General features: G+C 44.2%; 18 protein-coding genes. 8 read left to right on the top strand and 10 right to left on the bottom strand.

The features are described 5' to 3' along the window. The first annotated feature begins 273 nt into the window (after window positions 1–273). A complete protein-coding gene (gene purD / locus CTT30_RS01150; RefSeq protein WP_252035824.1) occupies window positions 274–1,563 on the top strand; it encodes a phosphoribosylamine--glycine ligase in 1,290 nt (429 codons plus the stop codon). Between the two features lie 53 nt (window positions 1,564–1,616). On the opposite strand, the gene CTT30_RS01145 is transcribed toward purD, so the two are convergent. Then, window positions 1,617–2,312: a DUF1481 domain-containing protein gene (locus CTT30_RS01145; RefSeq protein ID WP_252035822.1), complete on the bottom strand. Its 696-nt coding sequence runs from the start codon at window positions 2,310–2,312 to the stop codon at window positions 1,617–1,619. Window positions 2,313–2,359: 47 nt separating this feature from the next. Then, a complete protein-coding gene (gene hupA / locus CTT30_RS01140) occupies window positions 2,360–2,632 on the bottom strand; it encodes a nucleoid-associated protein HU-alpha (RefSeq protein ID WP_239838011.1) in 273 nt (90 codons plus the stop codon). A 350-nt stretch (window positions 2,633–2,982) separates the two neighbouring features. Here hupA and CTT30_RS01135 point away from each other — a divergent pair, with 350 nt between their 5' ends. Beyond that, window positions 2,983–4,077, top strand: a complete 1,095-nt coding sequence (locus CTT30_RS01135) for a CNNM domain-containing protein (RefSeq protein WP_239876213.1) — start codon at window positions 2,983–2,985, stop codon at window positions 4,075–4,077. A 32-nt stretch (window positions 4,078–4,109) separates the two neighbouring features. Here CTT30_RS01135 and CTT30_RS01130 read toward each other — a convergent pair whose 3' ends face one another. After that, complete coding sequence (locus CTT30_RS01130) at window positions 4,110–4,697, bottom strand: YjaG family protein (protein ID WP_239876212.1); 588 nt, start codon at window positions 4,695–4,697, stop codon at window positions 4,110–4,112. 70 nt (window positions 4,698–4,767) lie between these two features. Here CTT30_RS01130 and CTT30_RS01125 point away from each other — a divergent pair, with 70 nt between their 5' ends. The 4 genes from CTT30_RS01125 to CTT30_RS01110 all read left to right on the top strand — a co-directional run bounded on the left by CTT30_RS01125 (window position 4,768) and on the right by CTT30_RS01110 (window position 10,046). After that, window positions 4,768–5,691 carry a D-2-hydroxyacid dehydrogenase gene (locus CTT30_RS01125; protein ID WP_239876211.1) on the top strand — a complete coding sequence of 308 codons (924 nt, stop codon included), beginning with the start codon at window positions 4,768–4,770 and terminating at the stop codon, window positions 5,689–5,691. Next, the gene (locus CTT30_RS01120) at window positions 5,691–6,266 is read left to right on the top strand and encodes a uracil-DNA glycosylase family protein (RefSeq protein WP_239866954.1); all 576 of its coding nucleotides are present in this window, start codon (window positions 5,691–5,693) and stop codon (window positions 6,264–6,266) included. The genes CTT30_RS01125 and CTT30_RS01120 overlap by 1 nt, the downstream gene beginning before the upstream one ends. Window positions 6,267–6,472: 206 nt before the next feature. Further along, on the top strand, window positions 6,473–9,106 hold the full coding sequence (gene ppc, locus CTT30_RS01115) for a phosphoenolpyruvate carboxylase (protein ID WP_239876210.1): 2,634 nt from the start codon (window positions 6,473–6,475) through the stop codon (window positions 9,104–9,106). A gap of 400 nt (window positions 9,107–9,506) precedes the next feature. Next, window positions 9,507–10,046: a PadR family transcriptional regulator gene (locus CTT30_RS01110; RefSeq protein ID WP_239838003.1), complete on the top strand. Its 540-nt coding sequence runs from the start codon at window positions 9,507–9,509 to the stop codon at window positions 10,044–10,046. Window positions 10,047–10,106: 60 nt separating this feature from the next. Here the strand turns inward: CTT30_RS01110 and cysE are convergent, their stop codons facing one another. The 7 genes from cysE to CTT30_RS01075 all read right to left on the bottom strand — a co-directional run bounded on the left by cysE (window position 10,107) and on the right by CTT30_RS01075 (window position 18,232). Further along, entirely contained in the window at window positions 10,107–10,928 is an 822-nt protein-coding gene (gene cysE, locus CTT30_RS01105; protein WP_239866957.1) for a serine O-acetyltransferase, read from the bottom strand. A gap of 59 nt (window positions 10,929–10,987) precedes the next feature. Beyond that, on the bottom strand, window positions 10,988–12,022 hold the full coding sequence (gene gpsA, locus CTT30_RS01100) for an NAD(P)H-dependent glycerol-3-phosphate dehydrogenase (RefSeq protein WP_239876209.1): 1,035 nt from the start codon (window positions 12,020–12,022) through the stop codon (window positions 10,988–10,990). Window positions 12,023–12,159: 137 nt separating this feature from the next. Continuing rightward, window positions 12,160–12,627, bottom strand: coding sequence for a protein-export chaperone SecB (secB, locus tag CTT30_RS01095; RefSeq protein ID WP_239838000.1), 468 nt, complete (start codon window positions 12,625–12,627; stop codon window positions 12,160–12,162). A gap of 153 nt (window positions 12,628–12,780) precedes the next feature. Beyond that, window positions 12,781–13,215 (bottom strand): rhodanese-like domain-containing protein, encoded by a 435-nt coding sequence (locus CTT30_RS01090; protein ID WP_239837999.1) that lies wholly within the window; start codon window positions 13,213–13,215, stop codon window positions 12,781–12,783. A 123-nt stretch (window positions 13,216–13,338) separates the two neighbouring features. After that, window positions 13,339–14,301: a Wzz/FepE/Etk N-terminal domain-containing protein gene (locus tag CTT30_RS01085; RefSeq protein WP_239876207.1), complete on the bottom strand. Its 963-nt coding sequence runs from the start codon at window positions 14,299–14,301 to the stop codon at window positions 13,339–13,341. 52 nt (window positions 14,302–14,353) lie between these two features. Beyond that, window positions 14,354–16,987 carry a polysaccharide biosynthesis/export family protein gene (locus tag CTT30_RS01080; protein WP_252035821.1) on the bottom strand — a complete coding sequence of 878 codons (2,634 nt, stop codon included), beginning with the start codon at window positions 16,985–16,987 and terminating at the stop codon, window positions 14,354–14,356. A gap of 96 nt (window positions 16,988–17,083) precedes the next feature. Further along, window positions 17,084–18,232, bottom strand: coding sequence for a capsule assembly Wzi family protein (locus tag CTT30_RS01075; RefSeq protein ID WP_252035820.1), 1,149 nt, complete (start codon window positions 18,230–18,232; stop codon window positions 17,084–17,086). A 357-nt stretch (window positions 18,233–18,589) separates the two neighbouring features. Between CTT30_RS01075 and CTT30_RS01070 the strand changes: the two genes are divergently transcribed. Continuing rightward, window positions 18,590–18,841 (top strand): hypothetical protein, encoded by a 252-nt coding sequence (locus tag CTT30_RS01070; protein ID WP_252035818.1) that lies wholly within the window; start codon window positions 18,590–18,592, stop codon window positions 18,839–18,841. Between the two features lie 77 nt (window positions 18,842–18,918). Further along, window positions 18,919–19,581 (top strand): YjbF family lipoprotein, encoded by a 663-nt coding sequence (locus CTT30_RS01065; RefSeq protein ID WP_252035816.1) that lies wholly within the window; start codon window positions 18,919–18,921, stop codon window positions 19,579–19,581.

Below are 19,581 nucleotides of genomic sequence, written 5' to 3'. Positions count from 1 at the left end.
GCTATGCTCATAGGGATAAGCTCGCTTGTCGCCTTGTTAGCGCTCCCACTGATTTAAAGAGACCTCGAATAGTTGAATGGCGTACACACCAACTACTTTGAGCAAAACTTATTTAATTTAGCTAATTTGAAATACTCTTAGTTTCAGGAATTTTCATTTTAGAGCAAAGCCATATTGATAAGGTCAAGGAGAGCTCGCGGAGTTTATAACTATAAATGAGCAAGCTCGACGCAGAGATTAACAATATAGCGCAGCTATCAAAGGATAAATAAAATGAATGTACTTATTATTGGTGCCGGCGGTCGTGAGCACGCTTTAGGTTGGAAAGCAGCACAAAACCCGAACGTTGAGACAGTTTTCGTTGCGCCTGGTAACGCAGGCACAGCGCTTGAGCCAAAGCTAGAAAACGTAAACATTGGTGTTGAAGCAATCTCTGATCTGGTTGCATTCGCCAAAGAGAAGAAAATCGAGCTGACGATTGTTGGCCCAGAAGCGCCACTTGTTATTGGTGTCGTTGATGCTTTCCGTGAAGCGGGACTACCTATCTTTGGTCCTACTCAAGCCGCTGCGCAGCTAGAAGGTTCTAAAGCGTTCACCAAAGATTTCCTTGCTCGTCATAACATTCCGACGGCTGCGTACGCTAACTTCACTGAAATTGAACCAGCTCTGGCTTACGTTCGTGAGCAAGGTGCTCCTATCGTCGTAAAGGCAGATGGCCTTGCTGCAGGTAAAGGGGTTATTGTTGCGATGACGCTTGAAGAAGCGGAAGACGCAATCAAAGACATGCTGGCTGGCAACGCGTTTGGTGAAGCCGGTAGTCGCGTGGTGATCGAAGAATTCCTCGACGGTGAAGAAGCCAGTTTCATTGTCATGGTAGACGGTCAGAGCGTTCTGCCAATGGCCACCAGTCAAGATCACAAGCGTGTGGGCGATAAAGACACTGGCCCTAACACTGGCGGCATGGGTGCTTACTCCCCAGCACCAGTGGTAACCCCAGAGATCCACGAACGTATCCTTGAAGAAGTTATCTACCCAACCGTGCGTGGCATGGATGCAGAAGGTCACCCTTATACTGGTTTCCTTTACGCTGGTCTTATGATCGACAAAGACGGTACACCGAAAGTCATCGAGTACAACTGCCGCTTTGGCGATCCAGAAACGCAGCCTATTATGATGCGTATGGAATCTGACCTTGTTGAGCTTTGTCTGATGGCTATCGACGAAAAGCTTGATGCAGCCGAGTCTAAATGGAACCCACGTGCGTCTATCGGTGTGGTTCTAGCCGCAGGGGGCTATCCAGCAGACTACGCAAAAGGTGATGTGATTTCCCTACCGGCTACCGAAGTCGAAGGTCAGAAGATCTTCCACGCCGGCACTGCAAACAACGAAGCTGGCGACATTGTGACGAACGGCGGTCGTGTTCTATGTGCAACGGCTTTGGGAGATAGCGTCTCAGACGCTCAGCAGCAAGCGTACGCGCTAGCTAAGCAAGTCAGTTGGAATGGTATGTTCCATCGTAATGACATTGGTTACAGAGCGATAGAGCGCGAAAAAAGCGAATAACCTCTCAGAATCAAAAAAGGCGCTTTAAAAGCGCCTTTTATTTGTTGAGTAGCTTAATCCGAAAGCAAACTTGGCCTCTCGATACAAGAATGGTCTTCATCTGCTAACATCAATAGGTCTTCAACCGTCACCCGATTGGTTCGGGTTGAGCCTAAGAATGCGACATAGTTATCCACACCCGCCAAACGATTCACTACAAAAGAAGGCAGAGTCTGATTAAACTCAAGTCGAGAATAACTTTGCCCCGAGCAAGTTTCAAAGGTTGTACCATCCCAGTAACCTTGGATCAGTTCTTGACCTTTTTTATCTTGTTCTTTCGTTACACTGGTAACAGACTCGGCGTCACTCTTATAACGTTCCAGTTCAGCAGGTTTCACAGGAAAAACTTTTCCATCCAAACGATATTGCTGGTAAACCGCTTCACCCTCTTTGTTAAAGCGAACATGAACTCGGTACGACACCAGTCCTTGCTCCCCTTTTAATTGCTCACCTTCACGAATCAGCTCTCGAAGTTCACCTTCAATCCAGCGATAGTCTGTCTTGTACCAGCCGTAATCTCCAGCAGTGACATAGTCTGCAGCAGTGCTTGGAGAGGCTTGCTTTTCGGTATACCAATATAAACTTGTCGCATCACCCATACTCTTTCCACCCGTATAATATGCGAATTGGTCTAAGTTAGGTCGAGGAGCGTTGGAAGAACAACCAACAATAGAAGATATGATTAGTGAAGAGAATAAATATTTTTTCATGAGACAGTGATGCGCCAAGACAGAAGACTACCTTGGCGCATTATAAATTATTTCACTGCGTCTTTCAGAGCTTTACCTGAAACAAATGCAGGAACGTTTGCAGCAGCGATTTGGATCTCAGCACCCGTTTTTGGGTTACGACCAGTGCGAGCCGCGCGGTGGTTTACTTTGAATGTACCAAAACCAATTAGTTGAACTTGGTCACCCTCTTTAAGTGCATCAGTCACACCATCAAGAGTTGCTTCAAGAGCAGCCTTAGCTTGTGCTTTAGATAGATCTGCTTTCTCTGCGATAAAGTCGATTAATTGGGTCTTGTTCATTAGGTTTCCCTTCTCATATGTTATCGAATTCAACTCACTCTAAAGCATAAATGCCCCATCTGGCAAAGGTTTGTAAGCGATCTTTAGCTTTCATGACGTACTTTTAACCATAATATGAGTATTAACTCACAATTTGTTACCTTCCTCTCCTATGAGAAGGCTTGTTTTTCATCATAATTAACCTTATTTATAAAGCGCTGATGGTCCACGAAGCCTGATATTGTGGGGCTTGAAGCGAATATAAAATACTCACACCAATAATGCCCAGGCATAATGGCTCATTTCATGATTGATAATTTTGATGAGTGCATTGCAAAATTTGGTGCTGGTATAACCTATATAGGACACTTATGTTACTGCTAACCATATACGTCTCTGTTGCGATTGGCGTATCCTTTATCTGCTCCGTTTTGGAAGCGGTTCTTTTGAGTATTACCCCGAGCTATTTGGCTCAATTGCGTCAGCAGGGACACCCTGCGGCCAACAAACTCTCTAAGCTCAAAGCAGATATAGACCGCCCATTGGCGTCGATTCTAACCCTAAACACAATTGCTCACACTATTGGTGCGGCCAGCGCTGGTGCTCAAGCGGCTGTTGTATTCGGCAGTGAGTGGCTAGGGGTGTTCTCTGGTGTCCTGACACTGGGTATTCTGGTGCTATCTGAAATTGTGCCGAAAACGATTGGGGCGACCTACTGGCGACAGCTTGCCCCTCTAGCGGCAGTGATATTGCGATGGATGGTTTGGGCATTAACCCCATTTGTGTGGTTCTCAGAGCAGATTACTAAACGCCTCGCACGTGGCCACGAAGCCCCAAAAATGCGCGACGAGTTATCGGCGATGGCCATCCTAGCGAAAGAAAGTGGTGAGTTTGCTGAAGGCGAAACCAAAATCCTTAACAACTTACTGGGTATCCAAAATGTGCCAGTCACTCAGGTAATGACACCACGGCCAGTAGTATTCCGCGTTGATGCTGAAATGAGCATCAATGAGTTTCTTTCTGAATATAAAGAAACGCCTTTTTCACGCCCGCTGGTGTATAGCCAATCAAAAGATAACATCATTGGATTTGTACATCGCTTAGAACTCTTCAAACTCCAACAAGCAGGCTGTGGTGAAAAACAACTGGGGGCGGTAATGCGTCCTGTCCATGTGTTACTAAATAACTTGTCTCTGCCTAAAGCATTCGAGCAGATGATGGCTAAGCGTCTCCAGCTTGCGATGGTGGTTGATGAATATGGTACAGTGCAAGGTATTCTGACATTGGAAGACATCTTCGAGCACTTAGTGGGAGAAGAAATTGTCGATGAAGCGGATCGCGCAACCGATATGCAAGAATTAGCCTTTGAACGCTGGGAAAAGTGGAAAGAAACCCACGGTGTGATTGAAAGTCGAGACGACGACGAGGATCAAGCGTCAGAATTCAGTAGAAAAGAAGATAACTAATCATAACGGGAGCCTTGAGCTCCCGTTACAGATTAAAGGCTCACACCAATATTACTCATGCCTTCTTCTCTGAGCTCTAAACGAAGATCTTTAATTAAATCGATATCTCGTTCTTGAGCGTCTTTCAGTGGTCGGAAAATAGCCCACTGAACGTCCCACTCTTCACATACGGCTTCATTGTCTTTCTGATTTTCATTGGTTATACCAATACCCGTTTGAGCTTCCTCGAGCTGGGCAACTGTCTGTACTGATTGTTGACTGACCTTTTGCATACTTTCAAACAAGTCATCACGATCTAGCAAACCATGCAATAATGTCGACAGGCCAACACACGCATCAATAGCAGGCAACACCCCATAAAAGTCGAAATCTGCGGAGCTCGGAATAATCTCTTCTAATTTCTCTAGCTGACGTTCATAGTTTACTTTCGCATTTTTAACCGTCAGCTGTTCCCATACACTATCGAGAATATCGCGATAAATTCGTGCCTCAGCAAATTCCGTACTGTCACAAAACATCGCATAATTAGGGTACATACGTTCACACAGACACGCCATGAAGGTAATCTGCTTCCAAGGTTCTAACTTCTCGAGACGAAGTTGAAGAGGGTTCTGTAGCATAGGGACTCATTGGTTCAGAAAAAGACAGCGGAAGTGTACTTGATAACCATAGTGGAAAAAAGCAAAGCCGATGAACAATTTTACCAACAAAGTCTATTTACTGACTGAGCACAACGAAACTTACCAGCATCAGATCGACAAGCTGCAGTTACCGGATCTCGAGATCACCGACAATCCAGAAGATGCTTCTATTTTACTCGCATCTCCACCACTGGTCGCCAAGCGGCTTAGTGACTTTCCCAACGTAAAATGGATGCAATCTGTCTATGCAGGAGTGGATGCGCTCGCTACAGTAGAAAAGTCCGATTTTCTTCTCACCAATGTGAAGGGAATATTTGGTCAACAAATCTCAGAATATGTGTTGGGGTACCTCATCCAACACCATCGCCACTTTTTGCCCTATCAAGAAAGTCAGAATCAGGCCAAATGGGTGCCCAAACCCTACCAATCTCTAAGCGCACTCACTCTATTGGTCTTAGGGACAGGCTCGATAGGTAGCCACCTCGCCAAAACGGCTCAAGCATTTGGCATAAAAGTGATCGGCATTAATCGTAGCGGCATTCCGGCCATGCACTCGCCTTTCGCGGAGACTTACCATATTCAAGAGCTGGAAAGTGTACTCAGCCGAGTCGACGTTATTGTTAACACGCTTCCGAGTACACCCGATACACTGCATATTCTCAATAGCCAATCTCTTTCTCATTGTCGCTCTGCGCTACTGTTCAATGTTGGCCGTGGTAATGCTATCTGTGAATCTGGCCTATTGTCTGCGATTGAAAACCAATCTATCACTCACGCCTATCTTGATGTGTTTGAAAACGAACCACTAGAAGCCCAGCATCCCTTTTGGCATCATCCTGCCATTACTGTGACTCCTCATATCGCCGCGCTCAGTTTTCCTGAGCAAGTTGTCGAGATCTTTGCTGAGAACTATCAACTCTGGCGAGACGGCTTTTCACTCATCAATGAAGTCGATCTCGAGAAAGGTTATTGATGCTAGAAAAATTACTCAAAGAGGTTCGCCAGTGTAAGCTTTGTGAGCCAGAGCTACCGCTCGGTGCAAATCCAATCATTCAGGCAGGTAAGCAAGCCAAATTGCTAATCATAGGGCAAGCGCCAGGTACCCGAGTGCACAACACCTCCATCCCTTGGAATGATCCAAGTGGTGACAGGCTTCGTCAATGGCTTGATCTCGACAAAGCTCACTTTTATGACTCAAATAATATCGCCATCATGCCCATGGGGTTGTGCTATCCGGGTAAGGGGAAAAGTGGTGACCTCCCACCGAGAAAAGAATGCGCTCCTCAATGGCACAATAAAATTCTTGAGCAGTTACCCAATGTAGGGATGACATTGTTAATCGGCCAATATGCGCAAAATTACTACCTGCAAGATAAACCGAGGACGCTGACTGAAACCGTGAGAGTCTGGCAACAATGGGCCCCACGCTATTTACCTCTACCCCACCCTTCGCCGCGAAATACGCTCTGGCTAAAGCGTAACCCTTGGTTTGAGAATGAAGTAGTCCCGTTCATTCGACAATATGTGCATGAGCATTTAGGGCATTAAGTCACTATATAGATTCTAAGCGAGTCGCATTTTTGTAATAAAATTTCAACAAATATAGAAAACACCGTCTAGCCAAATTGATTACATTCATTTGCACAATATCTGCAAACTTAGCCTACACCATTTGACTCAAAGCGATATTTTTCGCTAGATTGTCTACTTAACAAGGAACAATGGATGTAATTTTTTTACAAGGCAGGATGACAATGAACGAGAAATACTCTGCTCTCAGAAGTAATGTAAGCATGCTAGGGCATTTACTTGGCAACACGATCAAGGATGCGCATGGTGATGCCCTTCTAGAAAAAGTAGAAACTATTCGTAAACTTTCTAAATCCGCGCTTTCTGGTAATCAATCTGATCGTGAAAGCTTGATTGAAGAGATCAAAAGCTTACCTGATGAGCAACTCACTCCTGTTGCGCATGCCTTCAACCAATTTCTCAACCTCACCAACATGGCAGAGCAGTACCATACGATCTCTCGTCATTGTGACGCGCACGTCTGTGAACCCGATGCCATCAATACCCTGTTTTCCAAACTAAGCCAAAATGGCATCAGTAAACTCGATACCGCTCAAGCGGTCCGTGACCTCAATATAGAGTTGGTACTTACAGCGCACCCCACTGAGATCACACGCCGCACGATGATCAACAAACTGGTCAAAATCAATAAGTGCTTATCGAAATTAGAGTTAAACGATCTGTCAGTGAAGGAACGTCAAAAGACAGAACGCCGCCTCGAACAATTGATCGCCCAAAGTTGGCATTCAGACACCATTCGCCAGCAGCGTCCGACTCCCCTTGACGAAGCTAAATGGGGATTCGCGGTTGTAGAAAATTCACTGTGGGAAGCAGTGCCTGATTTCCTACGCGAATTGGACGGCCGCCTACGAGGCTACCTTGAAGAAGGCCTGCCCATTGATGCACGCCCTGTCCACTTCTCGTCTTGGATGGGAGGGGATCGTGACGGTAACCCGTTTGTCACTCACACCATTACCCGTGAAGTGATGTTGCTGTCACGCTGGAAAGCGGCAGATCTATACCTTAATGATATCAATGAGTTGGTAAGTGAACTCTCAATGACTCGTTGTAATGATGCGGTACGTGCACTAGCTGGTGAAGATGAACATGAGCCTTACCGCGCGGTACTAAAGCAACTACGCTCCCTACTGACCGAAACCAAAGAAATACTTGATGCAAAAGTAAACGGCCAGAAGCTAGCCGTTAAAGCCCCACTTCAGCGTGTCGAACAACTATGGGCACCACTTTATGCGTGTTACCAATCTCTACATGAATGTGGTATGGGCATTATTGCAGATGGTTCTCTACTCGATACCCTGCGACGTATCAAAGCCTTCGGGGTGCATCTGGTACGCTTGGATATCCGCCAAGAGAGTACCCGCCATTCAGATGCGTTATCCGAATTGACTCGCTACCTTGGCATTGGTGACTACAACCAGTGGAGTGAGCAAGACAAAATCGCCTTTCTGACCAATGAACTGGCTTCTAAACGTCCACTTCTCCCACGTGACTGGCAACCATCAGAGCCCGTCCAAGAAGTACTGGATACCTGTAAGATTGTCGCAGCCCAACCGCGTGAAGCATTCGGGGCTTACGTTATTTCGATGGCGCGTACCGCCTCTGATGTTTTAGCGGTACACCTATTACTGCAAGAAGCGGGATGCCCATATCGTATGGATGTCTGTCCACTTTTTGAGACGTTGGACGATCTGAATAATGCAGAGTCAGTGATCAAGCAGCTAATGGGCATTGATCTCTATCGTGGTTTTATTCAAAACCACCAAATGGTCATGATTGGCTATTCTGACTCAGCGAAAGATGCCGGAGTAATGTCTGCAGGCTGGGCTCAGTACCACGCGATGGAGTCCTTGGTGAAAGTCGCTGAAGAAGAAGGAGTCGAGCTCACCCTATTCCATGGTCGAGGTGGAACGATTGGCCGTGGTGGTGCCCCGGCTCATGCCGCTTTATTATCTCAACCACCAAAAAGCCTGAAAGGTGGCCTTCGAGTGACCGAGCAAGGCGAAATGATCCGCTTTAAGCTGGGCTTACCAGAAGTGGCAGTAAACAGTTTCAACCTATATGCCAGTGCAATTTTGGAAGCTAACTTGCTACCACCACCAGAGCCGAAACAGGAATGGCGCGATCTGATGAATGTCCTATCAGAAGTGAGTTGTGAAGCTTATCGACGAGTCGTCCGCGGTGAACCTGACTTTGTTCCTTACTTCCGTCAGACTACCCCTGAATTAGAGCTCGGTAAATTGCCTCTTGGTTCTCGTCCAGCGAAACGTAACCCTAAAGGTGGAGTAGAAAGCTTGCGTGCGATTCCATGGATCTTCTCTTGGAGCCAAAACCGTTTAGTCTTGCCAGCATGGTTAGGAGCAGGAGAAGCCATTCAGTATTCTATCGACAAGGGCCATCAAACATTGCTTGAAGAGATGTGCCGTGAGTGGCCGTTTTTTTCCACTCGCCTAGGCATGCTCGAGATGGTTTATACCAAATGTAACCTTGAGATCTCCCGATACTATGACGAACGTTTGGTCGAGCCAAAGCTCTTACCTCTTGGCGATAAGCTTCGAACGCAGCTACAAAAAGACATCAAAGCCGTACTGAATGTCGAAAACAATGAGAACTTAATGCAAAGCGATCCTTGGGGGCAAGAGTCTATTCGCCTGAGAAATATCTACGTTGAGCCATTGAACATGCTGCAAGCTGAGTTACTCTATCGCACTCGCCAAAGTGAAACAGCTTCTCCTGAACTTGAAGAAGCATTAATGGTCACGATTGCTGGTATTGCAGCAGGTATGCGTAATACTGGATAAACCATTACCAAAGCACAAAAAGGCTGTCATCCTAGACAGCCTTTGCTATATCTGATTCTAAAAACGTCAAAGCAATTAGCATTATTTAAACAAAAAATAGTAACAATACAGATTCCACAGAATAATAATCCAAAATATTTATTTATTGAGCAAATTATCAGTTTTTTGGTTTATTTTGTTCTTCTATTCCACTTTATGCTTATTATTTAGATATAATGTTGCTCCCTTGCGATACACAACAACATCTACATATCGCTCTAGGTGATAAAACGGCTTTTTTAAGGTGACATGGCCAACTTTGTTGGCGCTGCTTAAATACATTCACTGATGATAAGTGCCAAAGAAGCACGACAGTAACTAAGCAGTTGTTAGTAGTTATTTGACCATTTGGATTGAAGACATGTCATTACCACACGTTATCCTGACAGTTCTAAGCACGCGCGACGCAACTGGATATGATATCACCAAAGAATTCTCGGCCACTATTGGCTACTTCTGGAAAGCCAGCCACCAACAAGTTTATCGTGAGCTAAATAAAATGGCTCAAAACGAGTTGGTTACCTGTGTTTTAGAGCCTCAAGAAGGCAAGCCAGACCGAAAAGTATATTCTATTACCGACTCCGGTCGTGTTGCATTAGGTGAATGGTTTGATCAACCCACAGCACACCCAACCGTTCGTGATGAATTCTCTGCGAAGCTGATGGCTTGTGCTGTTCAGCCTTCAGCGCCTTATCGTGAACAACTTGCAGAACTTGTTGAAGAATCACGCAAGTTAGTCGCTCACTATCAGGAAATTGAAAACGCATATTACTCAACACCTGCAACGCTGGATAAACAGCAACGCTTAGAACGTTTAACGCTTCGCCGTAATCTCTTGGTGCGCCAAGCATGGATTGAGTGGGCAGAAGAAGTGCTCGCGGAACTAAGCTCTCTAGGTTAAAGAGACAAAAAAGGGTTGAAGCCAAAGCTTCAACCCTTTTTCTTTTAAGAAAGAACCTTCTTAAATACCATCGCCACCAATAAAACTCTGCGAGCGCCCATTGAATTGTTGATCCATATCCAATGATGGCTTATCTGTCTTGGGTCGACCAACGATCTTAGCTGGTACTCCAGCCACAGTCGTATGAGCAGGGACAGCTTGCAGTACCACTGAGCAAGACCCAATTTTAGCACCCTCACCGACTTCAATATTACCCAAAATCTTAGCTCCGGCTCCGATCATTACGCCTTCTCGGATTTTTGGGTGACGATCACCGCACTCTTTCCCCGTACCGCCCAACGTCACGTCTTGCAAGATCGACACGTCATTTTCAACCACAGCCGTTTCACCAATCACTATGCCGGTTGCGTGATCCAGCATGATGCCTTGGCCAATTTTCGCAGCAGGATGAATATCAACTTGGCATGCAACTGAAATTTGATTTTGCAAGTAAGTCGCCAAAGCAATGCGCCCCTGGCTCCATAGCCAGTTTGCTACACGATAGCCTTGCAGGGCATGATAGCCTTTGAGGTATAAAAGAGGCATTGAATACATGGAAACCGCAGGGTCTCGATTCACTGTTGCACAGATATCACAAGCAGCGGCCTCCGTGATCGAGTGATCAGCGTTAAAAGCTTCTTCTACGACTTCACGAACAGCCATCGCTGGCATCGAAGCTGTGTTCAGCTTGTTCGCCAAAATATAGCTTAGAGCAGCAGCTAAGCTCTCATGCTTAATGATCGTCGCATGGTAGAAGCTTGCGAGCATCGGCTCCTGCTCTGACAGCTCTCGAGCTTCACGGACAATGGCTTGCCAGACTTTCTGTTTTTCACAATGTTTCATTTATCAACCCTTCACCTAAGCCGGCTTAAGTGCTTATCGCTTTCCATTTCTATCAGCGTTTACGCCTCTGATTTCTTATCTCGAGCAAGCAAATCTTTTGCTGCCAAGTGAGCATCTTTTCCTTGATACAATACTTGATAAATTTGGTCAACAATCGGCATCTCCACGCCCATTCTCTGAGACAGCAACCAAACCTCTTTTGTGTTGCGGTAGCCTTCAACAACTTGGCCAATCTCTTCCTGCGCCGTATCGACATCTTTACCTTGTCCTAGAGCGAGCCCGAAACGGCGGTTACGTGATTGATTATCTGTGCAAGTCAAAACCAAATCGCCAAGTCCTGCCATACCCATGAAGGTCTCTGGCTGCGCGCCTAATGCAGCGCCAAGACGCGTCATTTCCGCAAGACCACGGGTAATTAATGCCGTACGTGCATTCGCACCAAAACCAATGCCATCGGACATTCCAGCCCCTATAGCAATCACATTCTTCACCGCACCACCCAACTGCATACCGGTGAAATCGCTGTTGGCATATACTCGAAAGGTCTTACTGCAATGAATTTTCTCCTGCAGATCAGAAACAAAACCTTTATCAGGAGAAGCCACAGAGATTGCTGTTGGCATTCCCATCGCTAGCTCTTTCGCAAAGGTCGGCCCTGACAAAACCGCCATTGGGTGGTTTTCTCCTAAAGCTTCAACTGCAACTTCTTTCAACAATCGACCTGTTTCAGGCTCAAGCCCTTTGGTTGCCCAACAAATTCTGGAGTCCGGCCTTAGGTAAGGCTTAACATTATTCAGTACAATACCAAAAACATGGCTGGGTACGACAACCAATAGGTCACGACTTGCCTGTACAGCCTTTTCTAGATCTGATTCAATAATCAGTGAGTCAGGAAAATCAATCGCCGGTAAAAATTCGTGATTAGCTCTATCAGATTCCAAGCGCGCCATATGCTCAGGGTCATGCCCCCAAATCACCACATTCGCACCATTTCTCGCGAGTGAAATAGCTAGAGAAGTACCATAGGAACCCGCGCCAAGCACTGTCATTGCTATCTCTTTACCATAGCTGTTTTGAATGTCTGAGTCCGTCATTAATCCGCCTGATCGTATCTAATATGTGGAACTTGGAATGATTTCAGTGTAAGGCACTATTATCAGCAATAAATAAAAAATGCACAGCACATCCCTCGATGCTCTGTGCATTTCTTTAAGAAATAGCGATGAAACAATTAAGCTTCCGCTGTACCTTCTTGCTGAGCTTGCTGCTGTAGGTAGTTCATAAACAGAGCATCAAAGTTAACTGGTGCTAGGTTAAGTTGTGGGAACGTACCTTTAACCACTAAGCTAGAAATCGTCTCACGAGCATATGGGAATAGAATATTAGGGCAGAACGCACCTAGACAATGCGCAAGCTGGCCTGCTTCCATCTTGTCCGCTGTGAAGATACCACCTTGTTGTACTTCACATAGAAATGCTGTTTCTTCTTCGTTTTTAACCGTCACGGTTAGACGTAAAACCACTTCGTACACACCTTCACCTAGCTCACGGCTCTGGGTGTCTAAGTCCAATTTCACGTCAGGATTCCACTCTTTCTGGAACATATTTGGTGAGTTAGGCGCTTCAAAAGAGACGTCTTTTAAGAAAATACGTTGGATTGCGAAATTTTGCGCTTCTTGTTGGGGTGCTGCTTCAGCCATTTTAAAATCCTTTAATAGATCAAGTCGTCTGCTTGGAGACTAACTGAGAGAGTTGATTGTGACTAGGTTTTCCAAACAATTCGTGGAATTGTTCACATCTCTCTCTAATAAGCGCTGATTTTTTATTCAGCGCTTTCGTAAAATTCATGCCATTTACTTCTTGCCTTTTACCAGAGGCAAATTCGCTTCATTCCAGGCGATCAAACCATTCTTCAGCAAACTAACATTTTCAAAGCCAGCTTTTGCTAGGAGATTAGCACTCTCTTGTGCTGTTTGGCCCGTTTTGCATACCACAATAATTGGGTTAGATTTATGGTTTTCAAGACTACCTAAATTACCTGCTTTAATGTCAGAAGGTAAAATGTGAACTGCATCAGTAATATGCCCCTTACGGAACTCGTCTTTACTACGAATATCAACCACAACACCATTTTCACGATTCATAAGTTGTGTCGTTTGAGAGGCCGTCACTTCTTTATATGCCGCCGTTGTGGATTTTACGATATTCATGATTAAGGCAACCAAAAGGCCCACCCATACTAGAGAAAGTATCATGTTCTCTTGAAAAAATGCGATATATTCTTGCATGTCCTGTGCTCTTAAATTGTAGAGCGGCCTAAATATAAGCAGCTCTGGACTCAAATTCAGTTTGGGAGTATAGCGAGGATAAGAACTTAAGGCGAGAACACCTTAAGTTTGATAGTTAATTAGCTAGTCATTCTCTCGACGAAATGCATAACGAACCAATACAATAGCAACTCCCAACATCCCTCCCAGCAACGTCGCTAATACGCATATCAATGCTCGTTTGGGCCCGTTTTTTTCTTCTGGTACTACAGGAGGATCAATCACTTTAAATGCATATTCATCTTTCACTTCTGCTAGCATGAGTGTCTTAGTTTGTTCCTCAATCAATTGATAAAACACATTCTGCATATCTACCACTTTAGTTCGTTCTAATTGTTGTTCTAGATACTCAATATTGCGATTAGTTTCCGTTAAAGATTCTTCTTTCATCCATAAATTCAGCTCCTTCACCAACCATTGAGTCCATTGCTGAGCAACAAAAGGTGATAAATGAGTGATACTGACAGTGACAATTCCTGTGTCTTTTGCTTCAGATACATTTAAGAGTTCTTTAAATGCTTTATAAGCTTGCCAAGCGGTGGGTTCTAGTGATAGTTCAGAATTATCAGGATCATTTAACCAACGGGTGCCATCATAAAGCTCTGGGTCAAGTACCAACTTATTATTCTCTTTATCCCAAGATTGCGTTGCCATCAAAATCGGTAGTAATGCATACTTGTCAATAAAGGCATTGATAAACTTACGCGATTCCAATGTAGCTAAAGACAAAGACTTATCGTCCGTTTTTCCGCTATTCACATTAATACCAGCCAATGACGCTAGCCCACCAAATTGGCTGGCCATAGCCGCAAGGCCACCACTTTTTTCATCGTTAGCAGCAACTAAGGTGGCTGACGCTTGATAAGTGTTAGGTTGAGATAAAGCAAATAGCACACCGCCTATCGCAAACAATGCAGTCGTACAGAAAATGATCCATTTTCCCTTCCATATCGCCAAACATAATTCTCTCAAATCAATTTCATCTTTGGCTACTGAAAAGTCTTGCACATGCGTAAAATGGTTATCATGAATAATAGGTTTGTTCATAGTCTCTTCTTATAATATGAAGCCCTCTAACAATCGAGGGCTTCTTATACCACTAGTCTTTTATTGCACTCCAAGCCACACCAATTTGGTAAAGGATCTGTGTTGCTGAAGTTAAGGTGCTTAAGCCATCTAGGTAATCCGTATCGAGCGGCACAATAATCGTATCGCCAGGCTCTAAAGGCATCGACTGACGACTAAACCAAAATGAGTTGTTGGGTAACATAACGGAGCCATCAGCACGCACAACATAGATTCGGTCTGTATCCGCTTGTTTTTTCGTTCCACCAGCAGAGGAAATATAGTCTTCGATCGTCATCCCTGGAGTAAAGGTGTGGTTAGAAGAAAACTGAACTTCCCCCATCACACTGACAATGGGCTGCCGAGCAGGAATATATAGCTTGTCCCCTTTCTCGACCATAATGTCAGCGTTCGGTTCTCCTGAGAGCGCTTCGGGTAAATCAATCACTAAGCGACCAATGGCCTCTGCGGAGGCAAGCTCATCGGCAATAGCCATCGCTTCAGTAGGACTCGTAGTATAAGTAGCACTTGAATTCTGTCGGCGTAGCGCTAAATTACCAATCTCCTGTTTTAATTGTAGATTGAGTAGCTTTAAACGTTCTGCTTCTTGGCGACGTAAACTCTCACGACTAAACACCGCCCCTTGCGCATAGGCAAACTGGGTCAGCCCACCGGCACGCTCGATGAGATCTTGGATAGTTTCACCACGCTGGAATGTGTAAATTCCTGGAAAAACCACTTCACCTTGTAATTCGATAGCGTTACCGCGCTGCCAATTGGGCTGAGTCTTGATCACAATATGATCTTGAGCTTGAATATCGAGTTTCTCTTGACCACTCAATATTTCCTGAGGAGAAAAAGAGTAGTGTTGAACCACAAAGTCTTGTTTAACCTTCTCCGAACGACTTAACTCTGCGCTGTAGAGAAATGCTTGCTCAGCAAAACCACCGGCTGCACTAATAAGTTTTTCAAAACTGGCATTCTCTGTTAATGGATAAACACCGGGGTATTTTACTGCGCCAGTCACTTCAATAATCTTTGCCTGCTCAGAGAGATTTGCTTGAGCTTTCAGCCTTTCAATTATCGGTTTTAACAATGATTCTCGACTAGAAAGTCGGAAATCATCCGCTTCCGCAAATTTATCAGCGTCAGCAATATCGAGTTCCTTTTGCCGCTCTTTCTCTATTAGCGCTCCTGTCGCAGAATCTAATGTCGCAACACTTTTGGATTCCGTTACTGAGTTTTCTGTATTATTCCCACTGACGTGTTCACTCAGCTCTTTCGCTCTCTTTGAGCTGGTCGATTTCTGCTCTCGATACCAATAGTCAACGTTTAGGCCATTATCAAATACAAATAACTGGTCGCCTTTTTGAAGAGAGTAATTTTCGCTCGTACTTGGTGAAGTTAGCACTTCACCTAAGTTAAATTGCCACACGCTAATATCACGACTTTTAGGCTCTTCTCTAACCAGTAGCGCATAAGTCAGATCGGCATTTTCTTTCAAATCCTCGAAGCCAATCACATCACTGATCTGCAGTCCATTTTTGAATTGGTACGCCCCTTGACGAAACAACTCACCACGCAATGCTATCGCATTATCCAAGTTATCCCCAGTAGGTAACAAAGACACTTCGTCACCGGCTTGTAGCTTAAAGTTCTTTCCATGAGGTGATGACAGGTCCAATGTTAGCTGCTCAATACCATTTGCATTTCGTCTTTTAACGTTAGCTTTTGACAAGTACGCACTAGGTAAAGCGCCACCAGCAATATCAATTAAATCATTGATATTATTATCCTTGCCAAGCTCGTAATGAGCGGGACGAAGCACTTCTCCTTTAATCACCACATCAGATTTTTTCGCAGGGACAAGGATGGTATCTCCTGCTTGTAAACGAACATCTTGGCTAGAGTCACCATTGACAATCAAATCGTAGGCATCGAAGGTTACTACTGTTTTACCTAGCCGTTTTACTTTAATGCTTCTAAGACTACCGGATAATTTGATCCCACCAGCCGCAATCAAAGCTTGTGATAACGTCGTTAAACCATTGACATTGTAGGCTCCTGGCTGCTTGACATCACCAGTAACAAAGACTTGCATAGTGCGCATTGCACTTAAAGATACAACCGCTTCAACACCAATCGATTTGCGCTGAATAAGAGACGCTACGTAATTTTTTAACTCACTAAACGTCTGACCAGCCACATACTCCGGCCCATATTCAGGTATATTGAGCTTCCCTTCGCGATCAATTTTCAACTTTAAGTCACTAAACGATTTGCCAAATAATTGAATACGAACTTCATCTCCTGGCGCGATGATATAGTCATGAGGCACTGGTAAATGATCGACAGGTGTAAAGTCTAGCGAAACACCAGAGAACACATCGTAACCAAAATAAGGTAGCTCTGAAGCCATTACTTCTTTGCTTTTTCCACGAGCAGTCTTGGTCCCTCTGTCTGACGCATCAGTCGCTCTTTCTGGTTTTTTTACTTCAGGGGGCGCTGTATCTGTGCTTAAAGATGCGCTATCAAGAGAGTTTATACTAGAAAGATCGACTCCCATTTGTCGCGCAAGCTGCTCTTGTTGAGCCTTAGAAAGAGACTGGAACTGATTAATCTGTGCCTGAGTTGGCGTTGCAGCATGAATACTCGCACTTAGGAGCATTGGGATGGCCAACATATTTATGTTTATATTTAACTTCAACGTTCTGCTACTCATTAATTTATGTAATACTCTCTTCTCTGACATTAGTAACGCCAATCAAAACCTAAACTCATACTTCGAACCAAATACCGTTTCACTGGCAGTGGTACTTTTATTGATGTAATCAATGTTAAGCTTAATTTTTCCTTTGAGTGCAGGGAGCTGATAAGCCAACTGATATTGTTCCTGCTTTTCGTTGTTATCATTCAATAACTTTTTTGTCGAAATAATAGCAGAAATTTGATGGTCATTAACAAGCTGTAAATAACTACTCAATGACCAGCTAGCCTTATTCAAATAGCTAGACTGCAGATAATCGTCAATCCCATCACTAATAATGGACTGACTCTCCTCTGAAGACATTAATTGATATTCAGCCACTATACGTAATGAGCTATCAAATATCGACTTGTGTCCGCTCCAACCCACTAGATACGCACCTAATCCGTTATCTTTTTGAGCTGAAGACATTTCTGTATACAGTCCATGCTGCACACTATATATTTCCGGTAAGGTCAACTTTACATCAACAGCGACTTGCTTTTGGCTCTTCAAAGCTTGCTGCTTGTTTGCCTCAAACCAATAATGCTGAGTCAAGCCAAGTTCGAACCAACTATTTAATTTACTCGCATACCTTAATGAGGCTCTGTAATCATAATCAAGTTTGTCTAACTTTGACGTCACAACGTTTAGATTCCAAACACCCAATAGCGGATTCTCTCCGATCCAGCTCAAGCCAGCATCTAAATCTTTTCCTGATGTAGTTAAAATGAGACTATGATTCCAGCCGTGCCCCCACCACCTAGGAAGCATTCCTACATCAAATAGTGTGTGGCCAGCATTCAAGGCGATATAACTGTCCGTAAATGAAGTTTCTTTGCTCTCATCATTTTCTCGGTATGAAGAATTCAGCCTAAACGCATAACTATCAGTGAGGTGCTCATAACTTGCCTCCACCGTGCATTTGTCACGGCTAACATCAGAAAACCAACCATTGTCCAGATCCGAATTCCCTCCAGACATCACAAAACGACGATTACCTCGGTTGAGCTTAGCCGTATTCAGAGCGTATTTGAAATGCTCAAGTTCAGTACCAAGATGATTATTGACAGTGACAAGAGCGTCACTTCCTGCCACGGAAGACCAACGCAAAGGAAAATTACTTGTTACACCACTAAGTTTGCTTGCATCACTTAAAGCCGTCATGGATGACCTTAAAAAAGGGTCATTTGCTTCGATCCAAGGAGAAGAATAACTATTACTACTTATTAACAGAATAGGTATAAGTACTATCGATAAGCTGAACCTCTCAATCCTTGGCATGTGTCCTACTTTAATTTTCTAATTCACCTATAAAGCACAAATAATGTAGTGTGAATTGCCTAAAAATGAATTCATTATAAAGGCCGATTTAGATTAAGCAATCCACCATACTGTGATCGTCTTGCATTAAAGTTATTTTAATTTTTACAGATATAATAAAGTGAAATAGAATCAGAATTGGAGCAGGTGAAATTTGCTCCAACATCGATGTTAATTTGTAAATTTACAAAGGGATACTCAATGAAAAAAATTGCTCTAACCATGTTAGTGGCGCTATGTGCTTCTGCTGGGGCTTTCGCTGAGGAAAGTACCGCGGCGAGTACTGCAGGTGGCTCTACCGCTGGTGGTACAGCAGCTGGCTCTACTGCAGCTGCGTCTACTGCAGCTGCTGGCGTAGCAACCACGACGGCCGTCGCGGTAGGCGCAGCTGTTACTGTTGCTGCGGTTGCGGTTGCTGCATCAGATAATGATGGTACTGACGGCACAAACTAAATTAGTGCTACTAGTCACAAACACCCTTAGTTTTGCTAAGGGTGTTTTTTTGCAATATTAAGGCCTGAGCTTTCATAATGTCCAATAAAATACTTGCTCTATTTATCGCGACTTTAATCCTATTCTTAAGCGGCTGTACCCAACGCTTCTCTGATACTAACGAGACCCTTAAAGAGGCCTTTTGGGGATTTGAAGACGTGAATTTAGATAAAGAGTCGATAGAAAACATCCCTTACGCCAGCAGCTATTTTAAAATCAATGATGGGCCACAAATTTTCATGGTGCTTGCATTCGTTGAAAATAACCCCAACACAGGAAAAACTCAGTATAAGTGGTTATCCAGTGATAAAGCGATGATTGTGACCGAAGAAGGGCGTATCGTTAAAACATATAACCTTCCAGACGCAAACCTAAGGGGTACAATTCCTTCCAAAGAAATGACCCACTTTAAAACGCCTCAGTATACTTGGGATGCAGTTTATGATTGGCAACCAGGTTACCACTATAATCATCATGCCAAAATTATGACAGAATCCGTTGCTACGACTCAATTAAACTCGGTACTGTGGTCTCAACAAGTTAAGATTTGGCAAGAGTACATTTCATTTGAAAAGCTAGGCAAAAACATGCAAAGCACCTTTTGGGTAAACGATAAGGGCCATGTACTAAAGTCGGCTCAATGGGTCATTCCAGACCAGCTTTTTATCGAACAAGAAGTACTCAAGCCATATCAAGGATGA

Source organism: Vibrio coralliilyticus (genome assembly GCF_024449095.1).
GTDB lineage: Bacteria > Pseudomonadota > Gammaproteobacteria > Enterobacterales > Vibrionaceae > Vibrio > Vibrio coralliilyticus_A.
Note: the sequence above shows the minus strand (reverse complement) of the source record. Positions and strands in the feature narration are given on the sequence as shown.